At 68.7% G+C, this 18,096-nt stretch carries 14 protein-coding genes; 11 read left to right on the top strand and 3 right to left on the bottom strand.

The features are described from left to right. The first annotated feature begins 25 nt into the window (after positions 1-25). From SFB74_RS28410 to SFB74_RS28395, 4 genes are read left to right on the top strand one after another with little or no spacing between them, the layout of a single operon-like run. Positions 26-808 carry a fumarylacetoacetate hydrolase family protein gene (locus tag SFB74_RS28410; protein ID WP_432727769.1) on the top strand — a complete coding sequence of 261 codons (783 nt, stop codon included), beginning with the start codon at positions 26-28 and terminating at the stop codon, positions 806-808. A gap of 46 nt (positions 809-854) precedes the next feature. Continuing rightward, the gene (locus SFB74_RS28405) at positions 855-1,865 is read left to right on the top strand and encodes a 2-dehydropantoate 2-reductase (RefSeq protein ID WP_432727768.1); all 1,011 of its coding nucleotides are present in this window, start codon (positions 855-857) and stop codon (positions 1,863-1,865) included. A gap of 4 nt (positions 1,866-1,869) precedes the next feature. Then, a complete protein-coding gene (gene pyk / locus SFB74_RS28400; protein WP_432727767.1) occupies positions 1,870-3,288 on the top strand; it encodes a pyruvate kinase in 1,419 nt (472 codons plus the stop codon). 20 nt (positions 3,289-3,308) lie between these two features. After that, the gene (locus tag SFB74_RS28395; protein WP_432727766.1) at positions 3,309-4,256 is read left to right on the top strand and encodes a LysR family transcriptional regulator; all 948 of its coding nucleotides are present in this window, start codon (positions 3,309-3,311) and stop codon (positions 4,254-4,256) included. A gap of 43 nt (positions 4,257-4,299) precedes the next feature. Here SFB74_RS28395 and SFB74_RS28390 read toward each other — a convergent pair whose 3' ends face one another. Next, positions 4,300-4,464: a hypothetical protein gene (locus SFB74_RS28390; RefSeq protein ID WP_170217133.1), complete on the bottom strand. Its 165-nt coding sequence runs from the start codon at positions 4,462-4,464 to the stop codon at positions 4,300-4,302. Between the two features lie 665 nt (positions 4,465-5,129). On the opposite strand from SFB74_RS28390, the gene oxlT reads away from it, so the two are divergent. From oxlT to SFB74_RS28355, 7 genes are all read left to right on the top strand, one after another. Further along, positions 5,130-6,410, top strand: a complete 1,281-nt coding sequence (gene oxlT, locus SFB74_RS28385; protein WP_371287213.1) for an oxalate/formate MFS antiporter — start codon at positions 5,130-5,132, stop codon at positions 6,408-6,410. 105 nt (positions 6,411-6,515) lie between these two features. Further along, positions 6,516-7,004 (top strand): gamma carbonic anhydrase family protein, encoded by a 489-nt coding sequence (locus tag SFB74_RS28380; RefSeq protein ID WP_432727765.1) that lies wholly within the window; start codon positions 6,516-6,518, stop codon positions 7,002-7,004. A 310-nt stretch (positions 7,005-7,314) separates the two neighbouring features. Further along, entirely contained in the window at positions 7,315-7,830 is a 516-nt protein-coding gene (locus SFB74_RS28375) for a formate dehydrogenase subunit gamma (RefSeq protein ID WP_432727764.1), read from the top strand. Further along, on the top strand, positions 7,827-9,386 hold the full coding sequence (locus SFB74_RS28370; RefSeq protein WP_432727763.1) for a formate dehydrogenase beta subunit: 1,560 nt from the start codon (positions 7,827-7,829) through the stop codon (positions 9,384-9,386). Before SFB74_RS28375 ends, SFB74_RS28370 begins: the two co-directional genes overlap by 4 nt. A 189-nt stretch (positions 9,387-9,575) precedes the next feature. Beyond that, a complete protein-coding gene (gene fdhF, locus SFB74_RS28365; RefSeq protein WP_432727762.1) occupies positions 9,576-12,449 on the top strand; it encodes a formate dehydrogenase subunit alpha in 2,874 nt (957 codons plus the stop codon). Between the two features lie 13 nt (positions 12,450-12,462). Beyond that, entirely contained in the window at positions 12,463-13,293 is an 831-nt protein-coding gene (fdhD, locus tag SFB74_RS28360) for a formate dehydrogenase accessory sulfurtransferase FdhD (protein WP_432727761.1), read from the top strand. A 39-nt stretch (positions 13,294-13,332) separates the two neighbouring features. Continuing rightward, positions 13,333-13,587 (top strand): formate dehydrogenase subunit delta, encoded by a 255-nt coding sequence (locus SFB74_RS28355; RefSeq protein ID WP_432727760.1) that lies wholly within the window; start codon positions 13,333-13,335, stop codon positions 13,585-13,587. Positions 13,588-13,598: 11 nt separating this feature from the next. Here SFB74_RS28355 and SFB74_RS28350 read toward each other — a convergent pair whose 3' ends face one another. Together SFB74_RS28350 and SFB74_RS28345 are read right to left on the bottom strand one after the other, a co-directional pair. Beyond that, complete coding sequence (locus SFB74_RS28350; RefSeq protein WP_432727759.1) at positions 13,599-13,826, bottom strand: hypothetical protein; 228 nt, start codon at positions 13,824-13,826, stop codon at positions 13,599-13,601. 188 nt (positions 13,827-14,014) lie between these two features. Further along, positions 14,015-18,091 carry a translocation/assembly module TamB domain-containing protein gene (locus SFB74_RS28345; RefSeq protein WP_432727758.1) on the bottom strand — a complete coding sequence of 1,359 codons (4,077 nt, stop codon included), beginning with the start codon at positions 18,089-18,091 and terminating at the stop codon, positions 14,015-14,017. Positions 18,092-18,096: the final 5 nt, after the last annotated feature.

Raw genomic sequence — 18,096 nt, 5'->3', positions numbered from 1 at the left:
ATCCATCCAGAAAGAAGACAACAACATGGAACAGCAGCACCAGCAGAGGAAATGGGTCCGCTTCGAGCACGCCGGCGGCATCGGCTTCGGCACGCTCGAAGGCGATGCCGTGCATGAGCGGCAGGGCGATATGTTCGGCAGCTCCGAGCCCACGGGCCGCGTGTTCGCGCTGGCGGGCCTTCAGCTGCTCACGCCCACCGAGCCCACCAAGGTGATCGCGCTGTGGAACAACTTCCACGCGCTCGGTGCCAAGCTCAGCCTGCCGGTGCCGGCCGAGCCGCTCTATCTGCTGAAGACGCCCAACTCCTACCTTTCGCCAGGCGCGCCCATCCGCAAGCCGCTGTGCGACGGCAAGGTCGTGTTCGAGGGCGAGCTTGGCATCGTGATCGGAAAGACCGCCACGGCCGTGTCGGAAGCCGATGCGCTCGACCATGTGTTCGGCTACACCTGCGCCAACGACGTCACGGTGGCCGACATCCTCAACCGCGACGCTTCCTTCGCGCAGTGGGTGCGCGCCAAGGGCTTCGACACCTTCTGCCCCATGGGCCCGGTGGTCGCCACCGGCCTCGATCCCGCCACGCTCACCGTGACCACCACGCTCAACGGCGAGCAACGCCAGAACTATCCGATCAGCGACATGCGCTTTTCGGTGCAGCAGCTGGTGAGCCTCATCTCGCAGGACATGACGCTGCACCGCGGCGACGTGATCCTCTGCGGCACCTCGGTCGGCGTCGGCTCCATGAAGCCCGGCAGCCTCGTGGAGATCGAGATCGGCGGCATCGGAAAGCTCAGCAACCGCTTCGGCTGAACGCAGCAGAAGGGTCGCGCAAGAAATTCAACTCTTGGGGATCGACATGAAGATTGCAATCATCGGCGCAGGCGCCATCGGCGGACTGGTTGGCGCGAAGCTCGCGCTGGCCGGCGAGGACGTCACGTTCATCGTGCGCGGCGCGAATCTCGACGCCATATCGCGCAACGGCATCAAGCTGGTCTCGGCCGAGGGCGAGGAACAGGTGGCGCGCAACGTGAAGGCCACCGACCGCTACGACGAGGCGGGCCCGCAGGACATCGTCGTGCTCGCGATGAAGGCCCACCAGGTCGAGGCCGTGGCCAACGACGTGCCCAAGCTCTTCGGGCCCGACACGGTGGTCGTGACCATGCAGAACGGCATTCCGTACTGGTACTTCCACAAGCACGGCGGCGCGCTCGAAGGCACGCCGGTGCGCAGTGTCGATCCGTCGGGCACCGTCGCGGCGAAGATCCCGGCGCAGCGCGTGATCGGCTGCGTGGTGTATCCGGCGTCTGAGCTCATCGCGCCCGGCGCGGTCAAGCACATCGAGGGCGACCGCTTCCCGGTCGGCGAGCTCGACGGCTCGGCCAGCGAGCGCGTCAACCGCGTATCGGCCTGCTTCACCGGCGCGGGCTTCAAGGCGCCGGTGCTCGACAACATCCGCGCCGAGATCTGGCTCAAGCTGTGGGGCAACCTCACCTTCAACCCGATCAGCAGCCTCTCGCATTCGACGCTCGTCGACATCTGCCAGTACCCGCCTTCGCGCGAGCTGGCCGCCGCGATGATGCGCGAGGCCCAGGCCGTCGCGCACAAGCTCGGCATCGAGTTCCGCGTGACGCTCGAGAAGCGCATCGCGGGCGCGGAGAAAGTCGGCAAGCACAAGACCTCGATGCTGCAGGACGTGGAAGCGGGCCGCGCGCCCGAGATCGACGCGCTGGTCGGCGCCGTGGTTGAACTGGCCCGGCTCACCGAGACACCCACGCCGCACATCGACACCGTCTACAGCCTCGTCAAGCTGCTCGCGCGCACCATGGAAGACCAGCGCGGCCGCGTGAAGCTGCACGAAATGGCATGAAGCCATGAGACGCACGCGCAGCGCCAGGATCGTCGCCACGCTCGGCCCGTCCACCACCGAGGAATCGGCCATCCGCGAGCTGTTCGAGCGTGGCGTGGACGTGTTCAGGCTCAACTTCAGCCACGGCACGCAGCACGACCATGCGCGGCGGCTGGAAACCATCCGCCGCCTCGAGAAGGAGTTCGGCCGGCCCATCGGCATCCTGCTCGACCTGCAGGGGCCGAAGCTGCGCCTGGGCACCTTCGAGGGCGGCCGCGCGCATCTCGACGCGGGCGCGCGCTTCAGGCTCGACATGGACAAGGCGGCAGGCGGCGCACGCCGTGCGCCGCTGCCGCATCCGGAAATCTTCGCCGCGCTGCAGGACGGCACCGAGCTGCTGCTCGACGACGGCAAGCTGCGCCTGCGCGTGGACAGCCACGGCCCCGACTTCGCCGAGACCACGGTGCTCGTCGGCGGTCCGATCTCCGACCGCAAGGGCGTCAACGTGCCCAGCGTGCTGCTGCCGATCTCGCCGCTCACGCCGAAGGACCGCGACGACCTGGCCTTCGGCCTTTCGATGGGCGTGGACTGGGTCGCGCTCTCCTTCGTGCAGCGGCCCGAAGACATCGAGGAGGCGCGCGCCATCATCGGCTCGCGCGCATGGATCATGGCCAAGCTCGAGAAGCCGGCGGCCATCGAGCACCTGGACGCGATCGTCGCGCTGTGCGACGGCATCATGGTGGCGCGCGGCGACCTCGGCGTGGAGCTGCCGCCGGAGCAGGTGCCCGAGCTGCAGCGGCTGATCGTGCGTGCCTGCCGCAAGCGCGGCAAGCCGGTGGTGGTGGCGACGCAGATGCTCGAATCGATGATCGCCTCCCCGGTGCCCACGCGAGCGGAAGTCTCCGACGTGGCGACGGCCGTGTACGACGGCGTCGATGCGGTGATGCTTTCGGCCGAGTCGGCCTCCGGCAAGTACCCGTTCGAGGCGGTCGCGATGATGGACCGCATCATCGCGCGCGTGGAGGCCGATCCGTCGTACCGCGCGGGCATCGATGCCACGCACGATGCGGCGCTGTCGACCACGGCCGATGCGGTGTGCGCCTCGATGCGCCAGGTGGCCTCGCTGCTCGCGCCGGCCGCCACGGTGACCTATACGTCGTCCGGATTCACGAGCCTGCGCGCCGCGCGCGAACGCCCGGCCGTGCCCATCCTGAGCCTCACGCCCGACGTCGCCGCGGCGCGCCGCATGGCGATGGTCTGGGGCGTGCATGCGGTGCTGGTCGACGACGTGCACGACGTGGCCGAGATGATCGACTGCGCCTGCCGCGTGGCGCGCACCGAAGGCTTCGCGAAGGAAGGCGACGACGTGGTGGTGGTCGCGGGCCTGCCCTTCGGGCAGTCGGGCACCACCAACCTGCTGCACGTGGCCCGCATACCGCGCTGAACGCCTGTGCAGGCCGCCAGATGAAACACGCGACCCTGCGGCAGCTGAAAGTCTTCGAGGCGGTCGCGCGCCTGCTGAGCTTCTCGCGCGCGGCCGAGGAGCTGCACCTCACGCAGCCCGCCGTTTCCACGCAGGTGCGCAAGCTCGAGGAGCATGCGGGCAACGCGCTCTTCGAGCAGTTCGGCAAGAAGGTGTATCTCACGGCCGCCGGCAGCGAGCTGCTGCAGATCAGCCGCGCGATCATCCAGCAGTTCGAGGCTGCAGAGAACGCGATGATGCAGTTCAAGGGCGTCTCGGGCGGCAGGCTCAACGTGGGCGTGATCAGCGCGGGCGACTACTTCTTTCCGCGCCTGCTGGTCGAGTTCGCAAGCCGCCACCAGGGCGTGACGCTGAACTTCACCGTGCACAACCGCGCGGAGCTGCTGAGCCACATCGCCGAGAACCGCACCGACCTCGCGATCATGGTGCGGCCGCCCACCGACCTCGACACCATCAACCAGCCGTTCGCGCCGCACCCCTACGTGATCGTCGCGGCGCCGGGGCATCCGCTGGTGGGCGAGAAGAATATTCCGAAGCAGCGGTTGATGCGCGAGCCCTTCGTGGTGCGCGAGAAGGCATCGGACACCTGGCATTCGATGGAAGACGGCTTCGGCGGCGACCTCAGCGGCATCAACGTCGCGATGGAGATCCGCAGCACCGAGACCATCAAGCAGGCGGTGATCGCTGGCATGGGCGTGAGCTTCGTGTCGGCGCACACCGTGAGCCAGGAGTTGCGTGCGGGCAGCCTCCGCGTGCTCGACGTGCAAGGCTTTCCGCTGATGCTCAACTGGTACGTGGTGCATCGTCGCAGCAAGCGCCTGCCGCCGGTGGCGCAGGCCTTCAAGGACTTCCTGCTGAGCGACGGGCCTTCGCTGATCTCGCAGATCGTTCCCTTCGAAGGCCTCAAAGAAAAAGAGCGCGGCGAGTGACTCGCGCGCGCTCCTTGCGGGGAGAGGAAACCGGCGTTGCGGCTCAACGCTGCACGGGCGCCGAGCGGCGTTGCATCAGCGCGGTGCGTGCGGCCTTGTAGAAGATCACGATGGGCATCACGGCGAACAGCTCGCGCATGATGTTGCCGGCGGTCGACGAGGAAGCGGGGGCGCGCAGTGCGTTGGAATCGATGGTGGTGTGGCTCATTGAGTGCTCCAAAAAAAGAATCTGAAACTGAATCGGAAAGACCGAAGGGATTACCCTGAATTTTAGGGTTTACCCTAGACGAGGGCAAACGCGATTTTCGCGTTTCTTGACCCAGGTCAATTTTTTCGGTGTCGGACAGGGCCCCGGATGCGCCGCAGGTCCCGCTGTCGAAGCCTCTGCCAGAGCTGTTCCAACGAACGGCGGATGCACGCGCAACGCCCATTGCGAAGCCATCGAAACGTCGCGCGGATCGCCGCATGCATCGCGCAAGCATCACGCGGAAATCATCGAAGTCACACCATCGATTTCTCATCGTTCATGCACCGCGAACGCATCGCCGGATGCGTCTTGCAGAGCCCTCTCTTCACGCCTCGAACACAGCGCGATTTCATAGGGATACCTCGGGGGTTCCGCGAGAGCGCGATTCGTGTGAACTTGACTGAGGTCAAGAGTTTTTGAGTCGCTCGGTCCGACAGTCATCCACGCGCAGACAACTGGTGATTCCAATGCCGTGTATCGATGTCAACGAGGCCTCGTCGCCCGTCGATGCGCACTGATCGCTCGACTGATTGCCCTGCTTTTGCAGCCCGTCGGATTTCAACGAAAACACCAAGGACAACTCCATGACTCGGCCCACCTCCACGATCGCAGGTTCCAACCCCGCGATGTACCCCCCGTCCGAAACCTATGGCGCCAGTGCGACCCGATCCGAGGCGTACCGATGGGGTCAATTGCTCATAGGCATCGTCTGCATGGCGATGATCGCCAACCTGCAGTACGGCTGGACGCTTTTCGTCAATCCGATCGCAGACAAGCATGGCTGGAGTCGCGCGGCGATCCAGGTCGCGTTCACCATCTTCGTCCTCACCGAGACCTGGCTCGTGCCCATCGAGGGCTACCTCGTCGACCGCTTCGGGCCACGCCCCGTGGTGCTGGTGGGCGGCGTGCTGTGCGGCGTCGGCTGGGTGCTCAACTCGGTGGCCGACTCGCTGGCGTTGCTGTACATCGCGGCGGCCGTCGGGGGCATCGGCGCGGGCGCCGTCTACGGCACCTGCGTGGGCAATGCGCTCAAGTGGTTCCCCGACCGGCGCGGCCTCGCGGCGGGCATGACCGCGGCGGGCTTCGGCGCGGGCTCGGCGCTCACGATCATCCCGATCTCCGCGATGATCAAGTCCAGCGGCTACGAAGCAGCCTTCCTTTATTTTGGGATCGGGCAGGGACTGATCGTGTTCCTGCTCGCATGGATGCTGACCCGCGCTCCCGATCATGCAAAGGCCTCGGGAAGCCGCAACGTGCAGCAGTCGCGCCGCGACTACGCGCCCTCCGAGGTGCTGCGCTCGCCCGTGTTCTGGGTGATGTACGCGATGTTCGTGATGGTGGCGGCCGGCGGCCTGATGGCCACCGCGCAGCTCGCGCCCATCGCGAAGGACTTCAAGATCATCGACGTGCCGGTGAACATCATGGGCCTGGTGCTGCCCGCGCTGACCTTCGCGCTGGCCATCGACCGCGTGCTCAACGGCCTCACGCGGCCCTTCTTCGGCTGGGTGTCGGACAAGATCGGCCGCGAGCAGACCATGTTCATCGCCTTCGCGATCGAGTCGGTCGGCATCCTGATGCTCTACCACTACGGCCAGAACCCGATCCTCTTCGTGATCCTCACGGGCATCGTGTTCTTCGCCTGGGGCGAGATCTACAGCCTGTTCCCCTCGACGTGCGCCGACACTTTCGGCTCCAAGTTTGCGGCATCGAACGCCGGCATGCTCTACACCGCCAAGGGCACGGCCTCCCTGCTGGTGCCGCTGTCGAGCGTGCTGGCTGCCTCCACGGGCAGCTGGCAGGCCGTCTTCATCGCGGCCAGCGCGGTGAATGCGCTCGCCGCGCTCATGGCCTGGTTCGTGCTGCGGCCGATGCGCCGCAAGCACATCGAGGCGAGCCGTACCGAATAGAACAACTCCAGGCCGCCATCGCCGGTACCATCCGGACATTCCTTCCCCACACAGCCCCGCCATGAAGATGGCGGGGCTTTTTGCCGATGAACAGGAGCCCCCGCAGTGACGATCTACCGACTTGACGCGCATGAACCTGACATCGACGCCAGCGCCCGCGTGGCCGAGAGCGCCAGCGTGATCGGCCAGGTCGTGCTCGCGCCCGGCAGCCGCATCGGCGCGCACTCGGTGCTGCGCGGCGACAACGAGCCCATCAAGGTCGGCCGCGGCAGCCACGTGCAGGCGGGCGTGATGCTGCATGCGGATCCGGGCTATCCGCTGACCATCGGCGCCGACGTGACGGTGGAGCCCCACGTGATGCTGCACGGCTGCACCGTGGGCGACGGTGCGGTGATCGGCGAGCACACCATCGCGCTCAACGGCTCGGTGGTGGGCCGCGGGTGCATCGTCGAGTCGGGTTCGCTGCTCACCGAGGGCAAGGTCTTTCCTGACCGCTCGCGCATCGCGGGCCGCCCCGCGAAGGTCGTCGGCGAGGTCGACGACGCGCAGGCCGAAGCGCAGCTGCAGAGGGCGCGCGAAGCCTCCACCCGATAGGGTCTTTCCGGTCCTTCCGAAACCCTGCGCGGCCGCAGGGTGGTGCGCATTGAAACCCCGCGTTGCCGCAGGGCGGTGCGCATTGAAGCCCTGCGTTGCCGCAGGGTTTGTGCGCATTGGCACCGTGCTTGTTTCGGCGGAAATTGACTTGTGTCAAGGCCCCCGACGCCCGATTCATCGACATTGATCCCCAAGCGGATGGCCACGGGATTCGCGTCGAATCCAACGACGTCGAACCCGTGACAGAACCACGATGAAAACAGCTCCGCTTGCAAGCTGACGCAAGGCAACGGAGCAGATCGGACGGACCATGAAACCAGAACAGGTTCAGCAGGCACGGCAAGGGCAAGGGCACGACGCGGACGAACTCGCGACCGTGCAGCGCATCCTGCAGTTGCATGCCGACGAGCCCGGCGCGCTGCTGCCGATACTGCACGACGTGCAGGACACACTCGGCTACATCCCGGCCCACACGGTGGCGGTGATCGCCGAGGCGCAGAACCTCTCGCGCGCCGAGGTGCACGGCGTCGTCACCTACTACCACCACTTCCGTAGCGAGCCCGCGGGCCGCCACGTGATCCAGATCTGCCGCGCCGAGGCCTGCCAGTCGATGGGCGCGGACGCATTGCTCGCGCATGCCGAGCTGCGCCTGGGTTGCAGCGCGCACGGCACGAAGAAGGACGGCGCCTTCACGCTGGAGCCGGCGTTCTGCCTCGGCCTGTGCGCCTCGTCGCCCGCGATGACGCTGGACGAGCAGCCGTATGCGCGCATGACGGCCAAGGGATTCGATGCGCTGGTCGCGCAGGCCGACGGAGGCCGCGCATGAGCACCATCACCGTCTACGTTCCACGCGATTCGGCCGCGCTCGCTGCCGGCGCCGACCGCGTGGCCCGATGCATCGCCAAGGAGGCCGCGGCGCGCGGCCTGATGCTCGAGCTGGTGCGCAACGGTTCGCGCGGCATGTTCTGGCTCGAGCCGCTGGTCGAGGTGAGCACGCCGGCCGGCCGCATGGCCTACGGCCCGGTGACGCCCGACGACGTGGCCGGCCTGTTCGATGCGGGCTTCCTCACGGGCGGCAAGCATCCGCTCGCGCTCGGCCCGACCGAAGACATTCCGTACCTGAAGAAGCAGGAGCGCCTGACCTTCTCGCGCATGGGCATCACCGACCCGGTGTCGCTCACCGACTACCAGGCCTACGAAGGCTTCGCCGGCCTGCGCCGCGCATTGGCGCTCGCGCCCGAGGAGATCGTGCAGCAGGTGCTCGACTCGGGCCTGCGCGGGCGCGGCGGCGCGGCCTTCCCGGCGGGCATCAAGTGGAAGACGGTGCTGGGTACGGCGGCTGCGCAGAAGTACATCGTCTGCAACGCCGACGAGGGCGACTCGGGCACCTTCTCCGACCGCATGACCATGGAGGGCGACCCCTTCATGCTGATCGAGGGCATGACCATCGCGGGCCTCGCCACCGGCGCGACGCAAGGCTACATCTACGTGCGCTCGGAGTATCCGCATGCGATCGCGACGCTGAACGAGGCTATCCGCGTCGCGGAGGCCGCGGGCTTCCTCGGCGACAACATCCTGCGTTCGGGCAAGCGCTTCTCGCTGGTCGTGCGCAAGGGCGCGGGCTCCTACGTGTGCGGCGAGGAGACGGCGCTGCTCGAAAGCCTGGAGGGCAAGCGCGGCATCGTGCGCGCCAAGCCGCCGCTGCCGGCCATCGAGGGCCTGTTCGGCCAGCCCACGCTGATCAACAACGTCATCACGCTGGCCAGCGTACCGCTGATCCTGGCACGCGGCGCGGCGTTCTACCGCGACTACGGCGTGGGCCGCTCGCGCGGCACGCTGCCGATGCAGCTGGCCGGCAACATCAAGTACGGCGGCCTGGTCGAGAAGGCCTTCGGCGTCACGCTGCGCGAACTGCTCTACGACTACGGCGGCGGCTCGGCCTCCGGCCGGCCGATCAAGGCGGTGCAGGTCGGCGGGCCGCTGGGTGCCTACCTGCCCGAATCGAAGTGGGACCTGCCGCTCGATTACGAGGCCTACGCGGCCGTCGGCGGCACGGTGGGCCACGGCGGCATCGTAGTGCACGACGACACGGCCGACCTGTCGAAGCTCGCGCGCTACGCCATGGAGTTCTGCGCGCTGGAGTCGTGCGGCAAGTGCACGCCGTGCCGCATCGGCTCGACGCGCGGCGTGGAAGTGATCGACAAGATCCGCGGCAACCAGAACCGACCGCAGCAGGTGATGCTGCTGCGCGACCTGTGCGACACGATGGTCCACGGGTCGCTGTGCGCCATGGGCGGCATGACGCCGTTCCCGGTGCTCTCGGCGCTGGACCATTTCCCGCAGGACTTCGGCATCGAAGCGCCTGACCGCAAGGCTGCGTGATATGCCCATCCCCGTTGCTTGCTCACTTCGTGTAGCCGCCTCCCCCCTCAAGGGGGCAACACTGGTGGCCCGGCAAAGCCGGTTCCACGGTGTTCCGCGACCCAGGTGCGGACGCCGCAGGTGTGAAGGAGTCGGTTTGCGCTTCGCACAGCCGTGGTGAATTGCCAGATCAGAGAGAAAGCTAAAGACATGTTGGACCATCTCAAGGACATCGACTACGGCACTCCCAAGCGCGAATCCGGGCGCGAGGTGACGCTGGAGATCGACGGCAACGAAGTCACGGTGCCCGCGGGCACTTCGCTGATGCGCGCGGCGGTGGATGCGGGCATCCAGGTGCCCAAGCTCTGCGCCACCGACAGCCTGGAGCCCTTCGGTTCGTGCCGGCTGTGCCTGGTCGAGATCGAGGGACGCCGGGGCTTCCCGGCCTCGTGCACCACGCCGGCCGAAGCAGGCATGAAGGTGCGCACCCAGACGCCGAAGCTGCAGGATCTGCGCAAGGGCGTGATGGAGCTCTACATCTCCGATCACCCGCTCGACTGCCTCACCTGCTCGGCCAATGGCAACTGCGAGCTGCAGGACATGGCGGGCGTGACAGGCCTGCGCAACGTGCGCTACGGCTTCGACGGTGCCAATCACCTGAAGAGCGAGAAGGACGAGTCGAACCCGTACTTCAGCTACGACCCCTCGAAGTGCATCGTGTGCAACCGCTGCGTGCGCGCCTGCGAGGAGACGCAGGGCACCTTCGCGCTGACGATCAGCGGCCGCGGCTTCGAGTCGCGCGTGTCGCCGGGCCAGGACGAGGCCTTCATGGATTCGGAGTGCGTGAGCTGCGGCGCGTGCGTCGAGGCATGCCCCACCGCCACGCTGCAGGAGAAGTCGGTGATCTGGCTCGGCCAGCCCGAGCACAGCGTGATCACCACCTGCGCCTACTGCGGCGTGGGCTGCGCCTTCAAGGCCGAGATGAAGGGCAACGAGGTCGTGCGCATGGTGCCGTGGAAGGACGGCAAGGCCAACGAGGGCCACTCCTGCGTGAAGGGCCGCTTCGCCTGGGGCTACGCCACGCACCAGGACCGCATGCTCAAGCCGATGATCCGCAAGAACATCTCCGACCCGTGGCAGGAAGTGAGCTGGGAGACCGCGCTCAACTACGCCGCGAGCGAGTTCAAGCGCCTGCAGGCCAAGTACGGCCGCGATTCGATCGGCGGCATCACCTCCTCGCGCTGCACCAACGAGGAGACCTACCTCGTGCAGAAGCTGGTGCGCGCCGCCTTCGGCAACAACAACGTCGACACCTGCGCGCGCGTGTGCCATTCGCCCACGGGCTACGGCCTGAAGCAGACGCTGGGCGAATCGGCGGGCACGCAGACCTTCGCCTCGGTCGACAAGGCCGACGTGATCATGGTGATCGGTGCCAACCCGACGGACGGGCACCCGGTGTTCGCATCGCGCATGAAAAAGCGGCTGCGCCAGGGTGCGAAGCTGATCGTGGTCGATCCGCGCCGCATCGACATCGTGAAGTCGCCGCACATCAAGGCCGCGCATCACCTGCAGCTGCGCCCCGGCACCAACGTGGCCGTGGTCACGGCGCTGGCGCACGTCATCGTGACCGAAGGCCTGATGGCCGACGACTTCGTGGCCGAGCGCTGCGACACGGCTTCGTTCAAGGAATGGAAGTCGTACGTCGAGCGCCCCGAGCAGTCGCCCGAGGCCACCGAGGAGGCCACCGGCGTGCCGGCCGCCGAGATGCGCGCCGCGGCGCGGCTCTTCGCCACGGGCGGCAATGCCGCCATCTACTACGGCCTGGGCGTGACCGAGCACAGCCAGGGCTCGACCACGGTGATGGGCATCGCCAACCTCGCGATGGTCACCGGCAACGTGGGGCGCGAGGGCGTGGGCGTGAACCCGCTGCGCGGCCAGAACAACGTGCAGGGTTCCTGCGACATGGGTTCCTTCCCGCACGAGCTGCCGGGCTACCGCCATGTGTCGGACAGCACCACGCGCTCCTCGTTCGAGACCGCATGGGGCGTGGAGATCAACCCCGAGCCGGGCCTGCGCATTCCCAACATGTTCGATGCCGCGATCGGCGGCAGCTTCAAGGGCCTCTACTGCGAGGGCGAGGACATCGTCCAGTCCGACCCGAACACGCAGCACGTGGCCGCCGCGATGATGGCCATGGAATGCGTGGTGGTGCAGGACATCTTCCTCAACGAGACCGCCAAGTACGCGCACGTGTTCCTGCCGGGCTCCTCCTTCCTTGAGAAGGACGGCACCTTCACGAACGCCGAGCGCCGCATCTCCCGCGTGCGCAAGGTGATGCCGCCCAAGGCCGGCCTCGCCGACTGGGAGGTGACGGTGAAGCTCGCGCAGGCCCTCGGCTATCCGATGGACTACAAGAGCCCCGAAGAGATCATGGACGAGATCGCCGCGCTCACGCCCACCTTCCACGGCGTGAGCTACAAGCGCCTCGACGAGCTCGGCAGCATCCAGTGGCCCTGCAACGAGAGCGCGCCCGACGGCACGCCCACCATGCACATCGACCGCTTCGTGCGGGGCAAGGGCAAGTTCATCGTCACGCAGTACGTGGCGACCGACGAGAAGGTCACGCGCAGGTTCCCGCTGCTGCTGACCACCGGGCGCATCCTCTCGCAGTACAACGTGGGCGCGCAGACGCGGCGCACCGACAACAACCAGTGGCACAGCGAGGACCGGCTGGAGATCCATCCGCACGACGCCGAGGAGCGCGGCGTGAAGGACGGCGACTGGGTCGGCATCCAGAGCCGCGCGGGCGAGACGGTGCTGCGCGCCACGGTGTCCGAGCGCATGCAGCCGGGCGTGGTCTACACCACCTTCCACTTCCCCGAGTCGGGCGCGAACGTGATCACCACCGACAACTCCGACTGGGCCACCAACTGCCCAGAGTACAAGGTCACGGCGGTGCAGGTGACGCCGGTGATGCAGCCCTCGGCCTGGCAGCAGGAGTACAGCCGCTTCAACCAGACCCAGCAGGACCTGCTCGCCGCCGCCGCCTCGCAGCAGAGCAACGAGACGGTGCCGGCCAAGTGAGGATGCGCCTCGCATGAACATGCCGGCCACCGACACCGTCCGCTTCTGCGAAGGTGCGCAGCTGCTGCCCGTGCACGGCATGCGCGGCGGCCGGCCTTTCGACGTGCAGGACTGGGTGGCCGAGGAGGTGCCGGTGGCGCTCGAATACAACGGCATCTCCCACGCCGTGATGCTCGCGACCCCGCTCGACCTCGAAGACTTCGCGCTCGGCTTCTCGCTGAGCGAGGGCATCCTCGGCGCGGCGCACGAGCTCTATTCGGTGGAGGCCGAGCAGTCGGCGCTGGGCTTCACGGTGCACATGCAGGTGTCGGGCGCGGCCTTCACGCGCCTGAAGCAGCGCCGCCGCTCGATGGCCGGGCGCACCGGCTGCGGCCTGTGCGGCACCGAGAGCCTGACGCAGGTCTCGCGCGAGCTTCCGGTGCTGCAGGACGATGCCGCCGTGCGCTTCGGGCGCGAGGCGATCGGCCGCGCGATGTCGCAGCTGCCGTCGCAGCAGACGCTGCAGGAGGCTACCGGCGCGGTGCACGCGGCGGCATGGTGCTCGGCCGACGGCGAGGTGATGTGGCTGCGCGAGGACGTGGGCCGCCACAACGCGCTCGACAAGCTGGTCGGCGCGCTCGCGGCCAACGACGTCGATGCCACCGCCGGCTTCATAGCAGTCACCAGTCGCGCGAGCTTCGAGATGGTGCAGAAGGCCGCGATGGCCGGCGCGCCGCTGCTCGCGGCGGTGTCGGCGCCGACCTCCTTCGCGGTGACCACTGCGCAGCGCGCGGGCCTCACGCTGGTGGGCTTCGTGCGCCAGCAGGACCTTGGCGTGTACAGCCATCCTCAGCGTCTGCGCTGAGCCTTCCTTTCTTCAACGCTACAACTTTCCGGAAGCCAAATGGAGCACGATCAATCGGCGCAACTCGTGAAGATGGCCAACCAGATCGGCAGCTTCTTCCAGGCGCAGTCGCCCAGCGACGCGGGTGCCGCCACGCAGGCCATTGCCGCACACCTGAAGTCGTTCTGGGCACCGAGCATGCGCATCCAGCTGCTGCGCGACTTCGATGCGGGCAAGACGCCGCTGCTCATGCCCATCGTGGCATCGGCGCTGCGCAGCCATCGGGCGACGCTGCTGCCCGCGACCGGGAGCTGAGCCCGTCCGCGTCAGGCCTGCGCGGGCGCGATGGGAGGCGGTTGCTCGCGTGCAGGACCTTCCTGCGCCTGCAGCAGCGACTCGTAGTAGAGGCACAGCGGCATGGCGACGAACACCATGCCCGCCACGTAGATCACGAGGCTCGTGACCGGGAAGTGCTCGCCGCCCCAGTACGGAATGGAAGCAGCCGCCGCGATGCCCGCGATCAGCGCGATCGTGCCGCGCAGCGCGCCGCGCATGAACGCGATGCGCGAGAGCCCCGGTGGGGCGGACGTCCGAGAGCCTTCTGGAAAATTCTGAAGGCTCCCGCCTTTGTCTCCATCTTTTTTCATCGTCGTCGCTCCTCGTTGAAGGCGAGGGACGGTTCTTATCACGCGCGGGAGACGCGGGTCAAGGCCGAAGTCCGGCCGCTGAGCGTGGCGCGCGCTCAGTCGTACTTGACGGTGTAGATCAGGTCGAGGCCGCTGGTCTGTCCGGCCTGGCCGCGCAGCGTGAGGCGCGTCGTCAGGTCGTAGAAGATGAAGAGGGTGCCGAAGGTGCCGCCGATGCTGCGCTCGTAGGTGATGTAGAAGTCCTTCGACAGGCGCTTGCCCAGCGTCACGGCCGATTCGCGCAGGTCGCCGCCGTCGCCCGGTCCCTTGAAGCCGAGCTCGTCCAGCCCGAAGCGGCTGGCCAGGCTGCCGCCGGTGGTGGCGCCGCCGATCTTGCCGAGCAGCGACAGCGCGGCCTGCTGCAGCAGCGCCGACTCGCCGCCGCTGGTGGCCGAGGCGCGGCCGAGGATGACCCACGAGAGCGTCTCGGCATCGGACAGCGCCGGCTCCGAATACAGCTTCACGCGCGGCGACTGGGCGGTGCCGGTGATCTGCACGCCCGCGCGCTGCGAGAGGTTCGGCCGGATCGCGAGGATGTCGAGCGCCGGGTTGTCGAAGGGGCCGTTGAAGCGCGCGATGCCGGTCTCCACGTCGAGCTGCTGGCCGTAGGCGCGGTACTGGCCCTTCACCGTCTTCACCTCGCCGGTGATGCGCGGCGGCGCGTTCAGGCTGGTGCTGCGGATCTCCAGGTTGCCCTCGAGCCGCGTGGTGATGCCGCGGCCCTGCACCGCGAAGTCGTCGCCGAGGTCGAACTCGACGGCGACGTCCGGTGGCTTGGCCGTCTGCGGCTTCGCGGCCTGCGCGTCGGCGCGGGCGGATTCGCGCCGGGCCGCCTCGGCGGCCTCGCGGTCCTTGGCGGCGGAGCGCACGACGACGTCGCTGCCCAGGCTGGGCGCGGTCTCGTCGGGCAGGATGATGACGGCGCGGTCGGTCTTCAGCTTGCCGCGCACGGTGAACTGGCCGTTGTCGAGCTTTGCCTGCAGGTCGCCCGAGAGCGTGACCTGCCGGTCGGTGCGTACCAGCACGCGCAGCGCGCGCAACTGGCCCTGCAGCGCCATGCGGATGCCCGTTGCGCTGCCGGTGGCCGGGCCCCAGCTGAGGTCGCCGGTGGCGGAGAGCGTGCCGCCGTCGGTGCGGGCCTCGCTGGCCGCGGTGCTGCGGTTGCCGCTCTGGCCGCCGATGCGTGCCGAACTGCCGGCGCCGCCCTTGAGCGTGAACTCGGTGATCTCCACGCGCTCGCCGGTGAGCGTGGCGCGCAGCCGGCCGTCGCGCAGGTCCAGCCCTTCCACCGGCGCGCGAAGTGCCAGCTTGTCGGCGCCCAGCGTGCCGTTCCAGCGCGGCACGGCGCGGTTGCCCGAGAGGGTGGCGCTGGCGTCGAGCGTGCCGGCAATGCGCCAGCCCGGCGGCGCGAGCATCGACCACACGCCGAGGTTCGGCAGCGTGGCCTTGATGTTGCCGCCCAGCGGCGCGTCGGGCGCCCACTGCCAGCCGCCGGCGCGCTGCTGCACGCGGGTGTTGATGTCGGCGTCGATCTTGCCGGCGCGCTCGCTGTCCCATGCGAGCACCGCGCGCACGGCGTCGCCGTCGGCGTCGAGGCGCAGCTCGGCCTGGCGCAGGCCGGCGGGCGTGCTGGGCGCATCGCCACTGGCGGAAGCGGAATTCATCGTGCGCTCGCTGGCGGTGCCCGTGCCGGTGCTGGTGATGCGCGTGACGAGCGCGGCCTCGCCGGCCTGCACGCGGATGTCGCCGCTCTGGCGCGCGAGGCGGGCCTTGGCGTGCAGCGTGTCGCCGGCGTCGATGTCCCAGTCGCCGTTGAACATCAGGTCGCCGCTGATGCCGTATTCGCCGAGCGTGGTGTTGGCGCCGAACGCGCCCGCCCAGGCCATCGGCAGCCCCTGCATCTGGCCCTTGGACTGCATGCGGAACACGCGGTTGGGCGCGGCGCCGCTCTGGCTGAAGCGCAGCGGCTGCCAGTCGATGCGCACCGTGCCGGGCACCGGGCCGCGCAGCGTGGCCGAGGCGGCAGAAGCCTCGACGTCGAGGCGTGGCGCGGTGCCGGCGCTGTTGTTGCCGCTGCGGATCGTGGCCGTGACCTCGCGGCCCAGCTCGAGCACCCATGGCGCGCCGGGGCGGGCGCTGTCCTGCGCCTGCAGCTTCAGGCTGGCCAGCGCCGCGCGCCACTGGCCGGCGCCGGCGATGCCGCCGCTGGCGCGGGTGTCGATGTCGATCTTCTGCGTGCCGGTGGCGGCTTCGCCCTTCAGCGCGAGCGTGGCCTGCGCGAGGCTGCCGGCAAGGTCGGCCTGCAGGTTGCGCACCTGGACGGAGGTGGTGGCGCCGCCGGGTTGCTCGGAGGGCAGGGCGAGCTCAAGGCGGGGCACGGCGAGCGCGGCCTTGATGTTTGGCTCGGTGCTGCCGCGTGGCGCGGGTGCGTTGGGGTTCTCCAGCCGGCGCTGGATGGTGCGCCATCCGCCCTGCCAGCTGGCGTCGAGCTTCGCGGAGCCCTTGGCGCTGGCGTCCGCGAACACCTTCGACAGCCCCGGCAGGCCCTGCACCCAGCGCTGCACGGTGTCCGCATCGTCGATGGCGGCCCTGATCTCGCCGCTGCCCGAATCCGGCGCGATGCGGCCTTCGACCTGCGCGCTGCCGCCGGGCAGTGCGAGGGCCAGCTTGCCGCTCGCCGCCTGCTCGGCCACGCGCACCTGCAGGCGGCCGTCGATGCTGGCGCGCTGCGCCTCGATGCGCAGCGTGCGCAGGTCGAGCACCTGGTCCTTCCACTGGCCCTGCGCCAGCGCGCGGTCGAGCGCGAAGCCGGGCAGGGCCTTGCTGCCTGCGCCGCCCTCGGCGCGCAGGTTTGCGTCGAAGACGATGGTGCTTTCCTTCTGCTCGGCCTTGAGCTGGCCGCTGACTGGTGCGCCAGATAGTTCGCTGTAGAGCGCGCCGGGCCGCACGCCGCGCACCGTGGCTTGCGCCTGCCACGGCGATGGGGCGGGGCTCCACTTGCCGGCTGCGTCGATGCGACCGCCGCCTGCGCGCACGGTGGCTTCGGAGATCGTCCAGTTCGTGCCGTCGAAGCCGACCTTGGCCAGCACCTGTTCGAGCGGCAGCTTCTCCTGGTCCCAGGGGCCGGGCACGGCGTTGCGGATGTCGGCGGAGGCCTTCCATGCGGAAGGACCGGTGTCGGCATCGGGCTGGAGTTCGACGGTGCCGGTGAGCCTTGTCTCGGGGGCGCCGGGCCAGAGGCTCGATGCGTCGACGTTGCGCAGGTCGGCCTTCGCGTCGATCACCGGCTGGGGCAGCCAGGGCGCGATCTGCGCCTGCAGGCTGGCTTCCATCGGCGCGTCTGCGTTCTCCTCCGCCGGCTTCAGCTCGGCGGCCACCTGCAGGCGCGCGGCGGTGCCGGCGAGCGTGCCCTTGACGGTGGCCGTGGCCAGCACGTCGATGTTGTGGTCCTCGGCGAGCGGCGCCTTCACGCGGCCGTCCAGCGCGACGTCGATCGCCATCGGCGCGGGGCCCTGCAGCTTCACGCGGGTGCTGTAGTGGCCGTCGGCGATGTCCACGCCCTTCACCTCGAGCAGATGCTCGGCCGCCTTGTAGCTGTAGTTGCCCGAGAGATTGAGCGCCTGCAGCACGGGCGGGCCGGCCCAGCGCAGTTCGTCGACGCGGAAGGGCAGCTCGACCTCGACCGGCAGCGCGAGCTGTTCGAGCGGCTCGGTGGGCTTGTCGCTCGGCGGGCCGCGCTTCTCGATCAGCACCTGCTTCGCGTGCACCTCGCCGAGCTGCACCTTGCGCTGGAGCAACGGCGCGAGTTGCCAGCCGATGGTGGCGTCGTTCACCTCCACGGCGATGCTCTCGCTCTGGTACTTGAGCCAGCCGATGCGCCCGCCTGTGCGCAGCGAGCCGCTCACGTCGCGGCTTTCCAGCGTCTGGCCGGCCGGAAGGCGCTGCGCCGCCTGGGCGAGCGCGAAGGCGAGCGATGTGTCGGAGCCCAGCCACCACCATGCGCCGGCGACCAGCAGCGCCACCGCGAGCAGCAGGCCGGCGATGGTCCAGGCGAGGGCGCGCATCGCACGCCGCGCGCGCGAGCGGCGGGGAGGCGAGGGCGGCGTGGACTTGTTGTCGTCGTCGGTCTGCATCTGGC

Origin of the sequence: Variovorax xiamenensis (assembly GCF_050916385.1) — a bacterium.
Classification (GTDB): domain Bacteria; phylum Pseudomonadota; class Gammaproteobacteria; order Burkholderiales; family Burkholderiaceae_C; genus Variovorax.
The sequence above is the reverse complement of the archived record's forward strand: the minus strand, read 5'-3'. Positions and strand labels throughout refer to the sequence as shown.

Bases quoted from the DNA above. Each gene is read 5' to 3' on its own strand.
- SFB74_RS28410 (WP_432727769.1), top strand. From the start codon at position 26: ATGGAACAGCAGCACCAGCAGAGGAAATGGGTCCGCTTCGAGCACGCC.
- SFB74_RS28405 (WP_432727768.1), top strand. From the start codon at position 855: ATGAAGATTGCAATCATCGGCGCAGGCGCCATCGGCGGACTGGTTGGC.
- pyk (WP_432727767.1), top strand. From the start codon at position 1,870: ATGAGACGCACGCGCAGCGCCAGGATCGTCGCCACGCTCGGCCCGTCC.
- SFB74_RS28395 (WP_432727766.1), top strand. From the start codon at position 3,309: ATGAAACACGCGACCCTGCGGCAGCTGAAAGTCTTCGAGGCGGTCGCG.
- SFB74_RS28390 (WP_170217133.1), bottom strand. From the start codon at position 4,464: ATGAGCCACACCACCATCGATTCCAACGCACTGCGCGCCCCCGCTTCC.
- oxlT (WP_371287213.1), top strand. From the start codon at position 5,130: ATGTACCCCCCGTCCGAAACCTATGGCGCCAGTGCGACCCGATCCGAG.
- SFB74_RS28375 (WP_432727764.1), top strand. From the start codon at position 7,315: ATGAAACCAGAACAGGTTCAGCAGGCACGGCAAGGGCAAGGGCACGAC.
- SFB74_RS28370 (WP_432727763.1), top strand. From the start codon at position 7,827: ATGAGCACCATCACCGTCTACGTTCCACGCGATTCGGCCGCGCTCGCT.
- fdhF (WP_432727762.1), top strand. From the start codon at position 9,576: ATGTTGGACCATCTCAAGGACATCGACTACGGCACTCCCAAGCGCGAA.
- fdhD (WP_432727761.1), top strand. From the start codon at position 12,463: ATGAACATGCCGGCCACCGACACCGTCCGCTTCTGCGAAGGTGCGCAG.
- SFB74_RS28355 (WP_432727760.1), top strand. From the start codon at position 13,333: ATGGAGCACGATCAATCGGCGCAACTCGTGAAGATGGCCAACCAGATC.
- SFB74_RS28350 (WP_432727759.1), bottom strand. From the start codon at position 13,826: ATGCGCGGCGCGCTGCGCGGCACGATCGCGCTGATCGCGGGCATCGCG.
- SFB74_RS28345 (WP_432727758.1), bottom strand. From the start codon at position 18,091: ATGCAGACCGACGACGACAACAAGTCCACGCCGCCCTCGCCTCCCCGC.